This window comes from Paenibacillus sp. MER 99-2 (genome assembly GCF_023714095.1).
In the GTDB taxonomy this organism is placed as follows: Bacteria; Bacillota; Bacilli; order Paenibacillales; family Paenibacillaceae; genus Paenibacillus.
Window position 1 is genome coordinate 778,294 of the sequence record NZ_JAMAUZ010000002.1, and the last position, 19,356, is coordinate 797,649.

At 44.0% G+C, this 19,356-nt stretch carries 17 protein-coding genes, 1 tRNA gene and 1 riboswitch; of the genes, 10 read left to right on the top strand and 8 right to left on the bottom strand.

Translation table 11 applies throughout. The features are described 5' to 3' along the window. Positions 1 to 34: 34 nt before the first annotated feature. A complete protein-coding gene (locus M3636_RS14565; protein ID WP_251382979.1) occupies positions 35 to 1,093 on the bottom strand; it encodes a YkvI family membrane protein in 1,059 nt (352 codons plus the stop codon). Positions 1,094 to 1,297: 204 nt separating this feature from the next. Between M3636_RS14565 and M3636_RS14570 the strand changes: the two genes are divergently transcribed. The 4 genes from M3636_RS14570 to M3636_RS14585 all read left to right on the top strand — a co-directional run bounded on the left by M3636_RS14570 (position 1,298) and on the right by M3636_RS14585 (position 3,088). Next, entirely contained in the window at positions 1,298 to 1,879 is a 582-nt protein-coding gene (locus tag M3636_RS14570; protein WP_145410067.1) for a xanthine phosphoribosyltransferase, read from the top strand. A 97-nt stretch (positions 1,880 to 1,976) separates the two neighbouring features. Further along, complete coding sequence (locus M3636_RS14575; protein ID WP_128101282.1) at positions 1,977 to 2,306, top strand: hypothetical protein; 330 nt, start codon at positions 1,977 to 1,979, stop codon at positions 2,304 to 2,306. A 120-nt stretch (positions 2,307 to 2,426) separates the two neighbouring features. Beyond that, the gene (locus tag M3636_RS14580; protein ID WP_145410068.1) at positions 2,427 to 2,651 is read left to right on the top strand and encodes a hypothetical protein; all 225 of its coding nucleotides are present in this window, start codon (positions 2,427 to 2,429) and stop codon (positions 2,649 to 2,651) included. A gap of 107 nt (positions 2,652 to 2,758) precedes the next feature. Then, positions 2,759 to 3,088 (top strand): carboxymuconolactone decarboxylase family protein, encoded by a 330-nt coding sequence (locus M3636_RS14585; protein WP_251382980.1) that lies wholly within the window; start codon positions 2,759 to 2,761, stop codon positions 3,086 to 3,088. Positions 3,089 to 3,153: 65 nt separating this feature from the next. On the opposite strand, the gene M3636_RS14590 is transcribed toward M3636_RS14585, so the two are convergent. Together M3636_RS14590 and M3636_RS14595 are read right to left on the bottom strand one after the other, a co-directional pair. Continuing rightward, a complete protein-coding gene (locus tag M3636_RS14590) occupies positions 3,154 to 3,855 on the bottom strand; it encodes a hypothetical protein (protein WP_251382981.1) in 702 nt (233 codons plus the stop codon). A 121-nt stretch (positions 3,856 to 3,976) separates the two neighbouring features. After that, complete coding sequence (locus M3636_RS14595) at positions 3,977 to 4,441, bottom strand: C40 family peptidase (protein ID WP_251382982.1); 465 nt, start codon at positions 4,439 to 4,441, stop codon at positions 3,977 to 3,979. 5 nt (positions 4,442 to 4,446) lie between these two features. Beyond that, a riboswitch (cyclic di-AMP (ydaO/yuaA leader) is annotated at positions 4,447 to 4,578 on the bottom strand. A 444-nt stretch (positions 4,579 to 5,022) separates the two neighbouring features. Here M3636_RS14595 and pelA point away from each other — a divergent pair. Both pelA and M3636_RS14605 read left to right on the top strand, forming a co-directional pair. After that, positions 5,023 to 5,979: a pectate lyase gene (gene pelA, locus M3636_RS14600; protein ID WP_251382983.1), complete on the top strand. Its 957-nt coding sequence runs from the start codon at positions 5,023 to 5,025 to the stop codon at positions 5,977 to 5,979. A 178-nt stretch (positions 5,980 to 6,157) separates the two neighbouring features. Further along, a tRNA-Leu gene (locus M3636_RS14605) sits at positions 6,158 to 6,242 on the top strand. A gap of 173 nt (positions 6,243 to 6,415) precedes the next feature. Here M3636_RS14605 and xynC read toward each other — a convergent pair. Then, complete coding sequence (xynC, locus tag M3636_RS14615) at positions 6,416 to 8,101, bottom strand: glucuronoarabinoxylan endo-1,4-beta-xylanase XynC (RefSeq protein WP_128101286.1); 1,686 nt, start codon at positions 8,099 to 8,101, stop codon at positions 6,416 to 6,418. A 392-nt stretch (positions 8,102 to 8,493) separates the two neighbouring features. Here xynC and M3636_RS14620 point away from each other — a divergent pair, with 392 nt between their 5' ends. Continuing rightward, on the top strand, positions 8,494 to 9,393 hold the full coding sequence (locus M3636_RS14620) for a divergent polysaccharide deacetylase family protein (protein WP_251382984.1): 900 nt from the start codon (positions 8,494 to 8,496) through the stop codon (positions 9,391 to 9,393). On the opposite strand, the gene M3636_RS14625 is transcribed toward M3636_RS14620, so the two are convergent. Beyond that, on the bottom strand, positions 9,368 to 10,144 hold the full coding sequence (locus M3636_RS14625) for an N-acetylmuramoyl-L-alanine amidase family protein (RefSeq protein ID WP_251382985.1): 777 nt from the start codon (positions 10,142 to 10,144) through the stop codon (positions 9,368 to 9,370). The genes M3636_RS14620 and M3636_RS14625 overlap by 26 nt on opposite strands. A 192-nt stretch (positions 10,145 to 10,336) precedes the next feature. Between M3636_RS14625 and M3636_RS14630 the strand changes: the two genes are divergently transcribed. Beyond that, entirely contained in the window at positions 10,337 to 10,555 is a 219-nt protein-coding gene (locus M3636_RS14630; protein ID WP_145410072.1) for a YqzE family protein, read from the top strand. A 296-nt stretch (positions 10,556 to 10,851) separates the two neighbouring features. Here M3636_RS14630 and M3636_RS14635 read toward each other — a convergent pair whose 3' ends face one another. The 3 genes from M3636_RS14635 to M3636_RS14645 all read right to left on the bottom strand — a co-directional run bounded on the left by M3636_RS14635 (position 10,852) and on the right by M3636_RS14645 (position 14,996). Continuing rightward, the gene (locus M3636_RS14635; RefSeq protein WP_251382986.1) at positions 10,852 to 11,853 is read right to left on the bottom strand and encodes a hypothetical protein; all 1,002 of its coding nucleotides are present in this window, start codon (positions 11,851 to 11,853) and stop codon (positions 10,852 to 10,854) included. 182 nt (positions 11,854 to 12,035) lie between these two features. Continuing rightward, on the bottom strand, positions 12,036 to 13,232 hold the full coding sequence (locus tag M3636_RS14640) for a YqhG family protein (RefSeq protein ID WP_251382987.1): 1,197 nt from the start codon (positions 13,230 to 13,232) through the stop codon (positions 12,036 to 12,038). 3 nt (positions 13,233 to 13,235) lie between these two features. Next, positions 13,236 to 14,996, bottom strand: a complete 1,761-nt coding sequence (locus M3636_RS14645; protein WP_251382988.1) for a DEAD/DEAH box helicase — start codon at positions 14,994 to 14,996, stop codon at positions 13,236 to 13,238. A 330-nt stretch (positions 14,997 to 15,326) separates the two neighbouring features. Here M3636_RS14645 and M3636_RS14650 point away from each other — a divergent pair, with 330 nt between their 5' ends. After that, positions 15,327 to 18,044 carry an adenosylcobalamin-dependent ribonucleoside-diphosphate reductase gene (locus tag M3636_RS14650; protein WP_251382989.1) on the top strand — a complete coding sequence of 906 codons (2,718 nt, stop codon included), beginning with the start codon at positions 15,327 to 15,329 and terminating at the stop codon, positions 18,042 to 18,044. A 202-nt stretch (positions 18,045 to 18,246) separates the two neighbouring features. Continuing rightward, positions 18,247 to 18,900 (top strand): HAD hydrolase-like protein, encoded by a 654-nt coding sequence (locus M3636_RS14655; protein WP_251382990.1) that lies wholly within the window; start codon positions 18,247 to 18,249, stop codon positions 18,898 to 18,900. Positions 18,901 to 19,356 lie beyond the last annotated feature (456 nt).

A 19,356-nucleotide genomic window follows, 5' to 3' on the forward strand; every position in this document is an offset into this window, starting at 1 on the left:
TCGGTATGTTAAGGTCACATTGTCACAAAGTGAACTAATATTTTTCTTTTGTTCCTCGAAAGCTGCCCCATCGATCCATAATTAATTTACTAGCCCAGATGAGTGCCAAACATCCGAAAATGGGGTAAAGAATAGATAATAGGGAGCTGAAGCCAAATTGACTAAGTGAGTAACACAACAACATAATAACCAGCATAATGACCCGCGGATGTAAACGAACGTGTTGTCTAACCTGCAGTGTCATTCCATAAATATCCGCTACAAAGGTGCTGAATATTTCCATGAAAATCAGGGATACATAAACGGACTGAACCATCCAACCAAGCTGAAAGGCAATGCTGCCCATCGGAATTTCAAATTGTGTTATTCCCGGCATTTGTGCAGACATCGCAAAATGAGCTGCGAGCAGCATAAAGCCAACTCCAATTCCGCCTAGTACGCCGCCCCACTTTAGCATGTTTCGACTATGAATCTGGTTACCTAAAGGTACGAGTACAGCTTGGGCTAATACCAGATTAAATGATGTGTACAAGAGTGGGGATAGCCATACGTGTATCAGACTTTTATCGGTCGTTAACGTGATAAATCTAGAAGCACCAGGTTGATGGAGTGTGCTGGTAATCATAAGCAGCGAGAGCAGCAGCATCATGGGCACAACGATACTATTCATCTGCATAATGGCTCGGATACCTCGTCCCAGAAGAAGATAAGTACCGACAAGCGTAACAAGCAACCCAGTCTGGTAATGCATGCCGAGATGTTCAACAAAGACGGAGCCTGCTCCGGCCAACATGACGCTGTTCACTCCAATGAGAATGAGAAGGGTAATCCAAGTGATCCATCTGCCTGCCTTGTGGCCGAATAAATGCTTATTAAGATCTTCGTAGGAGCGGGAGCCTGTATCGTGAGCAATGAGCATCATTTTGGTGCCTAGCCAGACAAAAAGTATGGTGGATAGGCCGATGGTGAGCGTTGCCCATTTGCCATACTGGGTGAAAAACTGCAGGATCTCCTGACCTGTTGCAAAGCCGGCACCTACCACCGTTCCAATGTATGTAAATGCGATCTGCAGCACCCGAAATGCCTGTTTCATGCGTTTCCCCTCTCAGGCACCTGAATAGTTTGGACATGCGGGTGCCATGGTACAAGGTATGCTTGACCCTAGAAACTCATGACTATGAGCTCATTCTTTAAGCATCAATTGTAAGGCAGAGTAACAATAAAGCTGATTTCGCTTGAATTGACAGTCATATCTATGATACTTTTACGTCATAGGATAGGCTTGGGAGGTCAAATCATGGAATTATTGAAAAGACGTATTTTAGAAGAAGGAGTAGTCATCTCCGATCAAGTGCTTAAATTGGATGGACTGCTGAATCATCAGATTGACCCTGGTTTGACAATGGAAATGGGACGTGAGTTTGCCTCGCGTTTTCGTGAAAGTGGTGTGACACGCGTGATTACGGTGGAGTCTTCTGGCATTCCAGTTGCTTTTGCTGTTGCACATGAGCTAGGAGTACCTCTTGTATTTGCTCGGCGCAAAAAAACGCTTCTGGCTGATCCTGATGCCTACTGTGAACGTGTACCGTCCTTTACGAAAGGGATTGTGACCGATATTATGGTATCTCGCGAATATATTCATGAGAATGATCGTATTTTGTTCATAGACGATATTATTGCTAATGGGGATGCAGCTCGGGGCGTTATCAAAATTATTGAACGCTCTGGCGCTGAATTAGTTGGCTTCGGTGTAGTGGTCGAAAAATGTTTTCAAGCAGGAGCACGAACCATCCGTGAACAGGGAATTCCTGTTGAAGCCCTGGTACGTATCCGTTCCCTGAACGATGGAAGCATTCAGTTTGACGATAACGAAATGTGACATTTTAAAGGAAAAGGGCCTATTTTTTGAACAATGCCTTTGCATGACCGCAGAATTCATTTATAATGGGGTTATGTTAGGGAGAGGAGGCAACACCATGGGGAACCAAGCGGCAACAGAACAATTTTTTATTGATAAGCTGGCGGAATCGAAAGTTCATTTTGAACGTGCCCTGGATTGTAAACATACGGAATTCGATGACCTTTATCCCTATATGATTGAACATCCTCAATTTTTCTGGTACAAACGCTATGTTGCCTGGTCAGAACTTCTGACGATTGTAGGCTTGTGTGAAGAGTTGTCCTTCTCTTGGAAAGAGCAATTTACACCGCATCAAGTGGAGTACCTTGAAGAACGTGTGATGTCCGCCAAAGTGCTTGATTTTTGGTTTGAGAAGAATGACAGCAAAGAGCACGCGCAGCGGTAAATTTCAGTCGGGACATACGTTTCGTATGACATGACAGTCCAATACAGTCACGTGAGACCTAAATGAGTTGTCATTTAGGTCTCTTTTTGTAAATTAATTTGGAACATAGGAGCCATAGACATGATCAGTGATACAGAGCTGGATGCCCTGCGTTTGTCAGGTGAAAAGGTTAGAGTAGTAAGGGACGAGCTGGAGTCCAATGATGTAACAGGAATTGTTGTTGCTTGGGATGGAGAGCAGGTACTCATTCGTCGGCAGAATCGGCGTGTGGTTAAGCTCGATCGTAGTTATCGCTATCAGTTGTTCAGCGAGCCGCGCCAGAGTCCTCTTAGCGAGCAGGAATAAAGTTAACGGGATTTACCATCATTCCATAGGCATAATCGAATCGCTCAGGAGAAAGGATAGTTACAGTGAAGGAATTAGGAACTATCTCTGAGAGGGCGTGCAATGATATGACATTGATGAATGAGAAGGTTCATGCGTATAAAGATCAGATTGGTGAATTGAGCGATGTGTTACCAGGAGTGGTGAAGTCTTACCATGAGTTTACCGGAGAATGTTTTCAACCTGGAGTCATTGATGCCAAGACAAAACAATTAATTGCCTTGGGCATTGGCTTATTTGCCAATAACGAAGTGTGCACCTTCTATCACGTGGAGGAAGCTCGTGCAAAGGGCGCTACCGATCAGGAGATTATGGAGACTATAGCTGTTGCAGGAGCCGTAGGCGGTGGACATGCACTGTCTCAGGGTGCAATGCGCGTACAGAAGGCACTGCACTAGTGAAATGAGGTAATTAAATGTATCAAGGTCATGTGCTTGTTAATAGAGCACATGACCTTGTTTTTTTAAAGTTCATCTTTACTTTCTTTACTATTTGATTTCTTATTGTACTTGTCTACATCAGCAAATTGTTCCATGATGGAGTATTTGGCGGTATAGTCTATTGTGGAGTAACGTTCAGGAGAATATTTAATCGTTGAGCGATCATTTTCCCAAAGGTAAACAAGGGAGTTTGCATATGTTTCACTCTTAGGATCACCATATTTACTTGTGAGCTCTGCCAGAAGTTCGTCCGAATCTTTGCTACTTAACATGCCGAAATCATAAGAAGCTTCATGAAGTAAAAAGTCATCTAATGGATATTCATCTGCTGCATTTTGCATTTCTTCCATGCGCTGATCCATTAGCTTGCGTATTTCGTCTTTTCTTGCTTCTGTTGTATTAGGGTTATCTAATTCCTCAAATAATATCTTACTTTCTTCCATTAGTCCCATAATGCTATCGTTATCCAATAAATCAATAAAAACGTATGTAGCATCTGCTTTCTTTCCAAGAACAATCAGATTAGAGTATTCAATGCTTTTCTCATGCTCATCATGTATTTCTTCTTCATAACCAGCGTTACCGTTCTTTTTCTCCATTGAGATAACTTTGTCGAGTTTAGTACCCCAAGAAACATCTCTGAAATCTTTCTTGCTCTCACTACTACAACCTAGACCTGTTAAAACTAAAATAATAACACATAACGCGATCATCAACTTCTTCATTTATTATTTAGGCTCCTTTCTGTTCCCTGTACATTTTACATGGTTCAGAAAAACAACTGAAGACAAAAAATGGATAAAAAAAGGGACAGCCAGAGGCTGTTCCCTATCTTTTTTTATGCTATTATATTTTTCCGATCATTTTATTATACATAAACTGCCCAGTTACCCGGCGGGCTGTGACATAACGGTCTTTGAAGTAAGGGTTGGACAATTTGGTGATGCTGACCCCTTTGCTGCTTGAAGCATGTGCGAATTGGCCGTCACCGATATAAACGCCTGTGTGTGAAACGCCATTGCCCATTGTGTTGAAGAAAACAAGATCTCCTGTGCGAAGGTTCGCTTTGGATACTGGTGTTCCTGCTTTGGCTTGCTGCTGGGAAGTGCGAGGTAAATCGATGCTATATTTATCAAAGAGATATCTCATGAATCCAGAACAATCGAAGCCGGCCATGGTTGTACCGCCCCATTTGTACGGAATGCCTGTCATGTTATTAACAACTGTATTGATTGTGCTTGCCTCTGTACTTGTTGCACCTGAAGTAAATAGTACTGCTGCTCCAAAAATGGAGATGATAAGTTTTTTCAAAATCAATGTTCTCCCTTCGTTGCCTACGGAGTTAGCTAAGGGTTCGGTAGAAGGTTCCCTATATTTCCTATGTATAAGAATAATTCACCCAAAATGGTTCCCCCGTTTTCAAACATGAAACTCGGCAATTGAATAATTAAGTTTTTGTAACCTTTTGAAACTATATTGCATATATGCGTAAATGTCAAACCCTTCTTAATACCTTCTTTATCGCCCAATGTTAACGGAACTATCGATTTTTATGAAGAAGAAACACGAAATAAAGATGCAACTGATTACAAAAAAGTAATATGTGTTTCAAATCCAAACGGGGTTGTATATCATTCGAACTTTGTCATGTGCAGTTTGAACTATTCTCATAGATACAATAATCGAGGAATGTTACAAGATGTTGCATTAATTGACAAAGATATTTTTTTTGCATAAGATCGTTCTATCCAATCCACATATTGGATAAAAATATAGTAGTTATATTTTAATTCAAATTAAGGTGGTGGTGGATGGTCGTGTAATTAGAAGGTGAGAAGTAAGTAGAATGATGGAAAATGAATGATTCTAATTATAGGGAGTGTGTAATCATTTTGAGTACAAAAACAAAGTTAGTCACATTAGTGTTGGCGTTTTCGATGGTATTTTCTGCGGTAGGTATGGTAATCCAACCCGTTAACACTGTATCTGCTGCTGATGCTTCAGGAACGACAGCAAGTATATCTGATATCTTGAAGAACCAACAAGCGGACGGTGGCTGGAGAAAAGAATATAAGCAAACAACGGGTGAGTGGGCGAAATCTACAATCGATAATAAAGCTACATACTCAGAAATTAGAAGATTAGCCAAAGAGTTTAAAAAGACAAACGACCCACGTTATTCTGCTGCGGCGATTAAAGGCATTAATTTTTTGCTGAATATGCAGTATTCCAATGGTGGATGGCCTCAAGTTTATCAAAGTTCCGGTTATCATAAACATATCACTTATAATGATGATGCAATGATTAATGTAATGTACATGCTGGATGAAGTAGCGACACGCAAAGGTGACTTCTCGTTTATCGACAGCAATCTAGCTAATCGTAGTAAAAATGCGGTTGCTAAAGGTGTAGATGCTATTTTGAACACTCAGGTAGTTTCAGGTGGCAAGCTGACAGCGTGGGGACAACAACATGATTCCAGCACACTCAAGCCTGCAGGTGCAAGAATCTATGAAGTGCCATCATTAACTGCTGGAGAGAGTGTAACAATTGTCAAATTCCTGAAAACGAGACCTTCCAACGCCAAAATTACTGCATCCATCAAGGGAGCAGAAGCTTGGTTTAACAAGGTGAAAATTACAGGTTACAGGTATGAGAGAGCTAATGGAGACAGCAAAATCATCGCTGACTCCAAAGCTGCACCGATCTGGGCTCGTTTCTATGAAGTCGGAACGGATAAACCGATCTTTATCGGTCGTGACGGTATCGTAAAATATAAATTAAGCGATATTGACAAAGAAAGAAGAGGCGGTTATGCATGGTATGGCAACTGGCCATCCAAGCTGTAACTTGCTTTAACTTCTAAACGGGCACGAATTAGTGCTGAGATCCCAATCACGAGAAGCCCGATCCGGAGTGGAATATCTGGACCGGGCTTCTTTATGAGCATTTCATGTTGACATGTAAGTGCTTGCGTGATATATTATTTTTTGTCGCCGAGATACATAGTCACGGAGATCATCATATGCGGTCGTGGCGGAATTGGCAGACGCGCACGGTTCAGGTCCGTGTGGGCTAACCCCCCGTGGAGGTTCGAGTCCTCTCGACCGCATCGAATAAAAAGGTTCCCTGTTAGACATTCGTCTAGCGGGGAACCTTTTTTTATTTTTTATTTACGGACTGATATGCTCTCACAGCTTGTCCATTCATTATCGCTTCCAACAACCATCGATCAAAATGGAGGGTTGGGCAATTTTTTGCCACATAAGTTGATCCAAACCCGTATTATGATGCCGTAACTGTAATATTATCGATATTTGGCCCCTCGGTGCCTGTCGTTACGATTTTTATGGTATTCGAGCCTGAATTCATGGGTACTTGAATGGTTTTCTCACCCCACGTAGACCAGCTTCCCGTTGCTGAAAAGGGGGTATTGCTGATCACTTTTGTGCCGTTTACGAACACATCAAGGTTACGTGTACCACTTTCTAACGCATAACGAAACTTTACGTTTTTGGTGCCACTTGTAGCATTATTGATGTTACTCCATTCAATGGCAGAATTCGTCAATGCGTTGAAATTAACATAGCCAGAGCCTGTGTAACCAGGGTAGATTGTTTCAATTAGAGCATCAGTTAGCGTAGTTCCCGTTTCAGCTTCATACGTTGTGCCACTTGTGTTACCACTACCTGATCCGGTGATATCCGCTACAAATGTGGTTACACTTTGGGCAGGAAGCTGTGCAGTAAATGCACCATTAGACACATTGATCGGTGCTCCGCTAGCCAGGTTACGGCTGCTATCCGTTACCCATGAGGATACAGTAGACGCGTTACCATTTTGCAGGACAAATCGCTGACTGGTCGCAGAGGTTCCTTTGTTAATCGCTACAACGACGACCTTGTTATCTCCTTTGTAAGCAGATACAAACGTATTGGTATCCGGGTTTTTCGTTGCATCCACTCGCAGATAGCCTGGACGTACAAATTTGGAGAAATGAGCCATATTATAACCGCGTTTGCTAATCGTGCCATCCTCTTTCATCGGTCCGTACTGTCTACGGATGTACCACCATACATATGCTTGAAAATCTGCCTCTACCATTGCATTGTGCATGTGATGGGAGACTTCCAATGCTTCTGGCCAGCGGTCAGCAGAATTGTTATCACTGTTTGGATAATAAACTTCCGTCATCCACAGTTCTTTGCCGGCACCTTTTTGCTTGAAGAGAGGGTATGCAAAATTATTGACTTGAGTACCATATAAATGCGCTCCTAGAATGTCCATATTAGCAAGCGCTTGTGGATCATTCAGGATTGGGTCAGATATGTTTTTTAGGTATTGAAAGGACTCTGGAGCCATGACTTTGGTGTTCTGGATCGATCCTGCATTTTCTTTCATGAAACGAAGGATCTCCTGTGGTGTCCACCAGGTCCAATCATGCGCGTAATCCGGTTCATTTTGTACCGAGATCGCATACAGGTTGACACCATTGTCTCTCATGTACGTAACAAAGTCATTCAGATGCTGAGCGTACGCAGCATATTTGTCATATCTCAGACGTTTAGCATTGGTGTCGCCATTCCGGTTGAACGTCTCGACCATATCACTTGGCGGATTCCAAGGAGAGGCAAATACTAGAGCGCCTTGCTCTATTGCTCTTTTGGCGGTATCTATTTCTCTCGACCAATTACTTCGATTCGGATCGACACTGATCCTCAGAATGGAGAAGCCCAATTGATTTTGCCCGTTGCCAAAGGCTGTGTCACGTTGAGCAGGTGTCAAGTCACCGATCCAAACCGGGTGATTAATTCCTCCAAAGCCCTTGATGAGCTGCTTCTCCGAGGATAAATTGATGGTGGCATCACTTGCTGCTGAAGCTTGTGTGGGCGTTAACATCAGTGGCAGAGCCGTTAAACAGGCGAGTAAAACGTTAAAGGTCTTTTTTAGTTTAAATTTCACTGCGATCATCCTCCTCGAAATGGTTATTCTGAGAACTGCTAAATCAATGAAATAGTACTTTAATAGACTGTGATGTAAGCCCTTACACAACCTCCTTTCGGGAATAAAAGGAAAGAAAATCAATTTATTCTTTCTTTTGTTTATTTTAATAAAATATTGTTGAACTGAATACCTGACAAATTTCAGGTCTTTTACTAATTCATCTCATTTTAACGAGAAACCATGACATTTTTATCCTAAATTCAGAATCTCATGCGACAAGTAAATTACTTAAGAGATGTATTCCTGTGTTGGTGCCTTTTGGATATACAAATTTTCCTTTAGGCTTGTCAGCCCATTTCTTACATAGAACACCCTACAATATCAAACAATGAGAACACAGATCTAAGGAGGGAATCAGCATGGAAAACCAAACAAAAAGCAAGAGATACACACGAATAGCGGGGTTCCTTATTCTTTTGCTACTTATTAATGTGGGGAGTCTGACAGGTGGGGGGATAACCGCAGCATCTGAGATGAAAAGAGAAGTTGGTAAGGTGAATACTCAAACACAGTCGAACCAGGATACTCAACCCGCTGTCGGTCCTAATCGTATGGCCATCATTATTGACGATGTTGGTAACGATATGAAGGGAACCGCAGAGATTTTGGAGATGCCCATTAAGTTGACGGTTGCGGTAATGCCTTTTCTGCCAACAACTCAAAAGGATGCCATTGCCGCACATGAGAAAGGCATGGATGTGATCGTACACATGCCAATGGAGCCCAAGAAAGGCAGACCAGAGTGGCTTGGCCCAGGAGCGATTACGTCCAACTTGACAGATGAAGAAGTTCGCGTACGCGTGGAAAAAGCGATTGATGATGTCCCGTACGCCATTGGCATGAACAATCATATGGGCTCTAAGATTACTTCAGACAAACGGATTATGTCGATTGTGCTGGATGTATGCCGGGAGCGGGGACTTTTTTTTGTAGATAGCAGAACCAATTTTCGCTCGGTTGTCGGGGAGATAGCCTCGTCCAAAAATATGCCTCCGATCGGTAATGACATCTTCTTAGACGACCAGAACTCTAAGCCGCATATCCGCAAGCAAATGGAACTGGCCGCTAAGCATGCCATGGACAAGAAAAGCTGTGTAGTTATCGGCCATGTTGGTCACACCGGGTTAAATACATCATCTGTTATTCGTGAATCAGTCGCGCATCTTAAGGGGCAGATCGAATTCGTTGGCGTTGGTGATCTGGTGCGGGAGGTGTGGGATTGGCATACTGCTCCTACACTACCGACAGATAATAAATAATGCCATTTGCGATGGATTCGGCTATGCGCTTTTGCTCGCCTGGATCAGTAATTCTGGCTCGGTCTGCCGCATTACTCAAAAATCCGGTTTCTACAATGACTGCTGGATGCTTCACATAATTCAACAAATAAAAGGGTTTACCCCACACCACTTCCCGTTTAGTTCCATACAAGTCATTCATGGCATTTTGGATCGATTGTGCCAATAGGTAACTCCTACCTTCCTTTTGGTGCAAAACTACAGGGCCATGGGAAGTGGATTTTGCACTCCAATTGGCATGAATACTGACAACAATATCTGTACTCACTTCTTCGCTAAGGCTTTTGCGTTGTGCTAAATCTCGGCGATGCCTGGAGCGGCTGTTAAGCCAGCGGTTATCATCACTGAGCGCGTAATCACCAAGTCGGTTAATGATAACCGCGTAACCCTTGCTCCGCAAGAGAAGATAAACTTTTTGACTTATAGCTAAGTTAATGTCCTTCTCCAGCACGCCTTGGGCTGTCGTTCCTCCATCAATCCCCCCGTGACCTACATCAAGTAGAATAACGGGTGCTGCAAAGGCATGATGGCTGGAACGGTAAGCTTCACCGTCGATTATTGGTAGCATGGACGGACTGTTCGTTGAGGGGCTTGCTTGAAATGACTCAACAGATTCAACTTGATGGGGAGTCTGTCCCTGAGCAAGTGGAAGAACCGGAAGACATAACAAGCTACCTAACAAGGCGGTCGAAGCAAGCAGTACCTTATACATGGAACATACACTCCTTCATGATCTAGGTGGTTGATGTAGATTTGGGATGTCATGGATACCTTTGGAATTAGACTGTGCATTCTGTAGATTTTCATACACTTCCAAGACAAAAATGTTTAGCCAGAACACTTCCTGAGCACAATAGATTTATCGTAAGCTTCGTTATGTGACGGAGCCAGGGAGGCAGAGGTTATGGCCAAAAGTGATGAATTGGTAAAATATATAACACAACGTGTGGTTCATTATATTGATACTCCAAAGGATGAGCGAAAAGGACGTACCAAACAGAAGGAGCCATGGGCGATGAAGTGGTTTGGCATGATTCCGTTTGCCGTGTCGTTGTGGGTTGGCAAGAAGGGAAGAGCGGGCGATTCGAAATTGGGTAAACGAAGCTCTTCAGACAAGGAATAGATGGCTGGAAATCCTGTATCTACAAAGAGACTCACCAACTAAAATAGACGCTGTTCCTGTATGGTCAGGAAAGGCGTCTATTTTGTATGGAAAGTATTATAAGTGAGTGTTCAAAAAGGGTGGTTTTCAGTACCAAGAAGATGGGATGAAGATAGAAATGGAGTAGCGGAGCGTAGATTAAGCTACGTGAGCAACGGACATTTCGGCTGAATCCCATATTCGAAGCTGAGATGCCGCTTGCGCATCCTTCGTAATCAAAAGCGGACTTTTTGAACAACCTCTATAAATCAATCATTTCAGGGATTAGTGACGTAGAATTGCCCGTCTTTCAGTAACGTGTCCAATGGTACGAATCGTTGCGTGGAAGTATGTCCACCAATGGCTATATAGAGGATGGATTGAAATGTAGTACTGTTATGCCACAATTGATAACCACCAATAGGTAATGGGCCACCATAGAAAACATTACGATCATTCGCTGAATAAATAATTCCAGACTCCTTATGAAGCTGAGTCCAGTCTTGTACACGGGTGAGCTTCACAGGTTTGGAGGTGATCCATAACAGGTTGTCCATCGGATTAAAGGTAGGTCGCATATGAACAGAATCGACAAGCCAGGATGAATTCGCGGAAGCATCAGTAACACTGAATACCATTGGATTGAGAGCAGTCTCGATCTGTTTCACTGTCGCTGAGGGCAATAGGTCACCATTCGTAGCATCGATATAAAGCGCTTGATGGTTCGGTCGTTCTACCTTCCAGTAAGCGAGTAGAGGAAGAGCATAACGAGGCTGAAGTTCTCCTCCATTGGCATGAATCATCGTAAGGCTCAGATGCTGTCGTTCTAACGCCTTACTTAACAGCTCGCGATCATAGGGAGACTGTCCTCCTAACCCGTACTCGCTGAGCATTAATTCTCCCTGATCTGTTGCTGAAATAATCATATAACCAATTATTTTCTCTTCAAAAGTAGCCTGCACGAGCCAGCTATGCGTACCTGGGCCAAGTGGAGTAAAACTTAGTTCTGCCTTTTTCCAATTGGATTCTCCGTGAGCGGAACTAAGTAAGAGAGCGTGCTGATGAGCAAACTCCTGTACAGCCACAGGAGCGAACTTGTCATGCTGGAGAGCAGTGCTTTCTTCGAGATCATTGAATGACGTAAGTGGAAGTGGAGGAACGCTTTGATCCTCGGCACTTGCAATCGACCAGAAGGTAGATAAGGCTGCACAACTGAGCACAGCTAGAGTGATCAAGGCTATTCTCCATAGTAGAATCCATTGCGTAGCGTTTCGTTCCAAATAAACACCTTCTTCTCCGGGATACTTTGAATCAAACGTATCTACGACATATTGGTTACGTGAGCGACGTTAGTATTCATTCTAGGGGACAAGTTATGCAAAGGTTGCTGTAACCTGTCGGGCAACTCGTTATGAATAAACACTACTTTTGCCAGCATTTGCAGGAAAAGTAGTGTCTTCGTCTATCTTAAGTGAAACATGCCGCTGCTGATAGCGGTAACCTTCACCTTGGGTTCATATTGCCAGATCATTTCAGTTCGGCGTGTCTCATATTGCAATTTCATCGCCTCACGATCCATAACCGCCTGTTTTGCTTTTTCTTGCTCCGGATCTGCTTCGGTTACTAACGGAATAGCTGGCTCTGCTGCCAGTTCTACATCCTCTCGAACACGATTATTTGTCTCCATAAAATTGGTTGTTACAGCTGTGCGTGAAGGGGAAGGCTTGGGTACTGAAGAGATATGTTGAATGTTAGCGTCAGGAGTGCTCTTCGTTTCTATTTCAGGCATGTCCTCACGCAGTACTGCTTCGTAGTACGTATCTACGACGTCAAGCTCCAGGGCTAACCGTTCTTTGGCCTGTTCTGCCCAACCGTAATCAAGCTGAAGCAGACGGTTGGTGAGATGGGATTCTAGCGCTGCTCCGGCAGCAGATAATGAAATTTTAGCCGCCTGCGCATGCATGTTCTCTGCCAATCGTGGGCTAAGGTCACGTCGGTTAAGCTTTGTCCCAAATTGCTCAATAATCTCACCCGAGCGAAGAGAAATGCCGAGAAAATGAAGCTCCTCCCGTTTCAGATCACAGGCGAATTCCACCTTGAAGCAAACACCAAGCCAAGGCTCATAGACGGCTGGCGCTGTAGCTCGCAACTGCCGTTTGGCTGCCTGTTCGAACAGGTTAACGAAAGCCCCGCCTTCACGTGCCGCATCAAAAATTTGCTGAAGTCGGCGACTGCCGTAAACGACATCTTCACGTAAAATCCGTCCTGGCCCCAGTTGCGGTAGGGAAGGGGTGATGCCGAAGTAACGCCCCAGAATGGTTTCTTTAGCCGGTTCAGCACCTGGGGGACTTGTACTGGCTCCGCCACTGGCTGTACCAGATCCAACTTGAGGATTCGATTGGGCTGCAGAGGCTTCCGCTGCCTCGATCGCTTGTTTGTAAACTTCCGGGTCAAATACAAAAGTAAATGACATGGTTTCTGCAGGTGCACCTGTACGTTCTACAAATCCCCAATAGTACGGTCGATTCGTCAGCGCCTTATCAGCTTCGGGGGACAATTTAACCGTCACATGGGCGGGAGAACGCTCTATGATCTGACAGTCCAAGGCTTCAAGATAAGTGAGTACATAAGCCTGAATCTCATGCGGTGACATGGTCATAGGTTAGCTTCCTCCTTTACGAAGATCGAGCTTGGTAATCAGAGGCACTTCATCTGCGACCTCGCGCTGGATGGAGTTCAACGATTGTCCTAGTGAATCCATCTTGCGACGCAGGTCATCTTCATTTTGAGATTCAAGCAAAATTTTGGTTAAGCTTTTCTCAATCGACTCCTTCTTCTCAAGCCGCTCCAGAATAACATCGAGTCCACCGATGACCATCTCGAACATATTGATTTTCTCATGCAGCAGATTCAGAATATGCTCTTCAATGGTACCTGTCGTGGATAGATTGAAGATATTAACATCATTTTGCTGTCCCAACCGATGTACCCGTCCAATCCGTTGCTCCACCCGCATGGGATTCCAAGGCAAGTCGAAGTTAATCATATGGTGACAGAATTGCAGGTTGATACCTTCACCACCAGCTTCGGTTGCAATCATGGCCTGAACCCGTCCGCGGAAGAGATCCATCATCCAGTCTTTTTTCCCGCGGTTCATGCCGCCTCGGTAGGGCACAGCAGTAAGTCCATTATTGCGAAAGTAATTAAGCAGATACTCCTGCGTTGCCCGGTATTCAGTGAAAATGATGACTTTCTCATTCATATTGCGAATTAGTTCCATCGTTTTCTCAGCTTTGGTATTCTCCTTAATTGCTTTGATATGGGCAACAAGTTCCCAGATGGTATCCCGAAGAGGCGAGTCAAGCGGAAGCTTCTTCGACAGGTTGACGAGTGTTACGAAAACCGCATCCCTACTGCTGCACACTTCTCGCTGCAACGTAACGAGTGAGAGCATACTGCTCAGATTGCCACCTGTTTCCTGATACTGATCTTTTACAAATGAGGTCACACCATCATATAGCGCCTGTTCTTCGGGTGAGAGTTGCAGGTTGACGTTCGAGACGTTTCTCTTCGTAAACTGAACAGGTCCTTCGCCGCGTCGGTTGCGAATCATGACTTTGGACAATTCATCCTTAAGCTGTTCCTGGTTCTTCGGAACCCTTTTATCGACGACGAAATTGGCGGCAAAATCACCTTGACGACCAAGTTGACCTGGTTTCAGCAGGTTAATCAGATTAAACAGCTCACTCATATCATTCTGTACGGGGGTCGCTGTAAGCAGTAGACAGTATTTTTTGCGCAATTTCAGCATGAATTGATAGTTTGTTGTTTTCTTGTTTTTGAGCTTATGAGCCTCATCAATAATAATCATGTCATAATCGATATTCAGTAACATGTCTTTGTGCGGATCACGCTTGGCAGTGTCCATGGAAGCAACAACGACTTCGTTTTGCCAAGAGTATGCCTTTTTCTGAGCAACGGCATGAATGCCGAATTTGGAATTCAGCTCTCGTACCCATTGCAGTACAAGTGAGGCAGGGACGAGGATAAGCACTTTGGATACGAGACCACGAACCATATATTCTTTGAGGATAAGGCCGGCTTCAATCGTTTTACCCAATCCTACTTCATCAGCAAGAATGGCTCGGCCAGACATTTCAAATAATACTTTACGCGCAGTGTCCATCTGGTGGGGAAGCGGGGTCAGACCTTGTAAATGCTTCAAACACTGGATTTCATCAAAGTTCGGAATCAGATTCGTTTCTTCGGCCTGAATCCCTAATTGAAAGAGTCGATAATCTCCCCAAGGTCCCCCTTTGTCCAAACGAGACTCAAGCTGGGTAAGCCAGCTTCGATCAAACTCCAATGGTACTGGCATTTCGGATATAGGCTGTTTGATGTGATGCGGATTGTTCCGGTTCATGCTGCTACCTCCCATGCCATTCAAGATGACGTTTAATTTCGTAGGTAATAGTATGGACGAATGAGAGACAGTTCATAACCAGATTCATAATTCGATCTGCTCGGCTGTATTTTCCCAGAAAGTTCACAGAGTTCATATACATGCGCCTGAGGGCGTGTGGGGAAGCTTGTCCGAGTATAGATAAGCACGAGAAACGACTATGATATAAATCACATGGAAAATCAATATATAGTGTAATATACTGAATTATAATCACTATATGTGGTGTTTAGTCATAATTTAATCGTAGAGCAAAATTGAACCGTTATTCCGGGGAGGCTGAGCGTGGCGATGAAAACGAACAAACAATCACACAAGTTAGAAGGACTAAGCGAAAAAATATTTCTGGACCGGTATGCCTGGAAGAACGCAGATTCGAATCATGCAAAGGTCGGGGATGTTGTATTGGTATTAACGAAGGATGATCCCAAATTTCCAACGAAGGAAGTTGGGGAAATAATAGAACGTGAGGGTCAGCTGGTACAAGTGAGAACCCGAAGCGGAGAGATCGTTAAGACAGATGTAGAGAAGCTGACGCTTAATATAGAAAAGACACCTGAAGAGATGTGGGATCGTCTAGCTAAAGCGATGGCCTCCGTTGAATCCACCGCTGAACAACGAACAACATGGGAATCCCGATTCCGTTCGGTATTGGAGGATTGGAAGCTCGTACCGGGAGGTCGAATTGCTGCGGGTGCTGGTGCGAGTGATGAACTAACGCTATTCAATTGTTATGTTATTCCTTCGCCCCAGGATAGCCGCGGTGGCATTATGAAAACGCTGACCGAGATGACTGAGATTATGGCACGCGGAGGAGGCGTGGGGATTAACTTGTCCTCTTTACGTCCTCGGCGCGCCGTTGTTAAAGGGGTTAATGGATCATCGAGCGGTTCTGTGTCTTGGGGTGGCTTGTTCAGTTATACTACTGGACTGATTGAGCAGGGAGGAAGCCGGCGAGGTGCCTTGATGCTGATGATGAACGATTGGCATCCTGACGTACTTGATTTTATTACGGTGAAACAAACCATGGGTCAAGTCACGAATGCGAACCTATCTGTGTGCGTAAGTAACGGATTTATGGAAGCTGTTAAGCAGGATGGTGACTGGGAGCTCGTATTCCCAGATACAAGTGATCCAGACTATGACACTGAGTGGAACGGAGACCTACAGCAATGGAGAGATGCTGGTCGCTCGGTCATTCCATATCGCACAGTTAAAGCGCGGGAAATTTGGCGTACCATTATTGAATCTGCTTGGAAATCCGCAGAACCAGGCGTTGTATTTATGGAATACTATAATCAAATGTCGAACAGCTGGTATTTTAACCCGATCATCTGCACTAATCCGTGTGGCGAACAAGGTCTGCCAGGATGGGGTGTATGCAATCTGTCTGCGATCAATCTATCCAAATTCTATGATGCAGAGGCAGACGATGTAGCTTGGGCAGAACTGGCGGAGACTACACGCGTTTCGGCGAGATTTTTGGATAATGTGATTGATGCGACGCCGTATCATTTTGAAGAGAATAGACAGAATCAGCAGCATGAACGTCGGGTAGGTCTTGGTACGATGGGACTCGCTGAGCTGATGATCAAACTTCGCATTCGATATGGGAGCCCGGAGTCACTGGAATTTCTAGATAAGCTGTATGGATTCATAGCGAAGGAAGCCTATCTGGCATCGGCAGAAATTGCGGCTGAGAAGGGCTCGTTTCCTGCTTTTGAAGTAGAGCCATATCTACAGAGTGGTTTTATGAAAAATATGGTTGCGACGTATCCGGAAGTGGAAGAGGCTATACGGGAACAGGGCATTCGTAATGTCACTTTAATCACTCAAGCTCCGACTGGAAGTACAGGCACGATGGTGGGGACATCAACAGGTATTGAACCGTATTTTGCTTTTAAATATTTCCGTCAGAGCCGACTTGGTTATGATGAACAGTTTGTACCGATTGCCCAAGAATGGCTGGATGCCCATCCAGGCGAGCCACTTCCAGCTTACTTTGTAACCGCGATGGATCTATCCGCTGAGAATCACATTCGCGTGCAAGCGGCCATCCAGCAGTGGGTGGATAGCTCTATATCCAAAACAGCCAACTGTCCAGCCGATTTTACGGTCGAAGATACGGCTCAGCTCTATGAGCTTGCCTATGATCTGGGGTGTAAAGGGGTAACGATCTACCGAGATGGCAGCAGGGATGTGCAGGTGTTATCCACTTCGAAGAAGGAAGAGGTAAAGGAAGAAGGGCAAGAAAGGGCAAAAACACAAGAAGTAAATGCAACGCAAGAACAAATACTGAATAAACACGAATCCATTCCAGAAGACGAAAAAGAACCAGTGGCAGTAGCAGAACCGGCGGCAGTAGCAGGATCAGAAGCAGCAGCCACCTCTGCCAAAGTGCTGGATAAACAGTACAGAAGCCGTCCTCAGGTTCTGCGTGGAGCCACTTACAAAATTAATACGCCATTTGGAATGGCTTATATTACAATCAATGACCTAGACGGCATTCCAGCTGAGATTTTCCTGAATGTAGGTAAAGCAGGTTCAGACGTATTTGCCATGGCAGAGGCACTTGGACGGGTATGCTCTTTGTTCCTGCGGTATGGGGATCATGGGCACAAAGTGGAACTACTCATTAAACACTTGAAGGGCATTGGAGGCTCGGGAGCCATTGGCTTTGGCGTGAATCGGGTTGAATCCATTGCAGATGCAGTTGCCAAAGCTTTGGAGAGTCACGTACAGAGCGAATCTATAGAGAACGAGCCACAGCTAAGTGTTGCTCACAATCACATAGGTTCCCTCCATGCGGATGAAGGGAACGAAGAAGCGTGGAGAGAGGCATTGATGAAGGATACGAACCCTGCTGCTACGCATGAAACAACAGGAGGAAATGGGCGTCCTTCTATCGCTGAATCGAGAGACTTATGTCCTTCATGTGGTTCAGCAAGCCTGATCAATCTGGAAGGATGCAAAACATGCAGCAATTGTGGATACAGTAAATGTAGTTGAGTAGTTGACTTGAAACTTATTAAATAATTCAATACGAATTTTCATGCAAACGATTAGTGGAATTTTCCGATTTTATCGACTAATCGTTTGTTTTTTTGTTGTTAGAGCGTATGATGAGAAATACATGTGAAACGCATGAGATGGGATATTTTTTACCAAAAAAAATGGATAGGACGTTATAGGAACGTTAATTAGGAGGGCTTTGATGTTATCATTAATTTTTGATATGGATGGAACATTGTTTCAGACGGATAAAATATTGGAATCTTCGCTGCATGACACATTTGAGCACCTTAGGTCACAAGAATTATGGAATCAAGGGACACCTATAGAAAAGTACCGCGAGATTATGGGGGTTCCACTGCCGGTCGTTTGGGAGAACTTATTACCCGGTCATTCTGACGAAATTAAAAATCAGGCCAATGAATGGTTCCATGGGAGATTAATAGAACATATCAGTTCAGGTAAAGGGGCGCTATACCCTGGTGTAGAAGAATTTTTTCAGTTGTGCAAAGACAGAGAAATTCCGATATACATAGCAAGTAACGGACAGATCGAATATTTGGAATCCATCGTTAGCTACTACCATTTGCATGAATGGGTAACGGAAACGTTTAGCATACAACAGATTGAATCGCAGAATAAGTCAGATCTTGTACGAACGATTATACAGAAGTATAAGATCACTCAAGGGATTGTCGTTGGAGATCGGCTGTCTGACATTCGAGCAGCAAAAGAAAATGGATTGAGGTCTATTGGGTGCAATTTCGATTTTGCTCAGCCTGATGAGTTAGCACAAGCCGATCGTGTGATTAATAGCCTGATGGAATTAAAAACCGAAATAGATAAAGCATAAAACAGGAACGATGCAGCAAATAGATTAAAGGTAATATGGAAATGCAAATGCTGGATTGTCAAGAACCTTATTGATTTAAGCTCTGTTCTAGTTATTAATTGTAAAAAATACCCTATTCAGCGCTTGAGTCCTAGGCTTCGAGATGCATTTATGAGCAAAACTTTCAATCCGGCGAAAGATAGGTTTATAATGGTTAGTGGCTGCTGAGTAAGTCGGCAGCCTTTTTCCATGGATTACATGTTTCTTAATCGTAAAGTAGAGGGAACCTCTCATCTGGCGATGCAAGGTAATATTCTCCAATCTAATAAAAGCACTATATTAAGCTACAAATATAGAGTATGATTTTACAGCTGTAGAAGCTTGGGAGGTAAAGTTACATCGTTTTAATCTGTTGTAACTGTTCTTGTAAATTCTGCCGAATTGATCGAGCGTATACTGTTAGGTAAACACATTGCA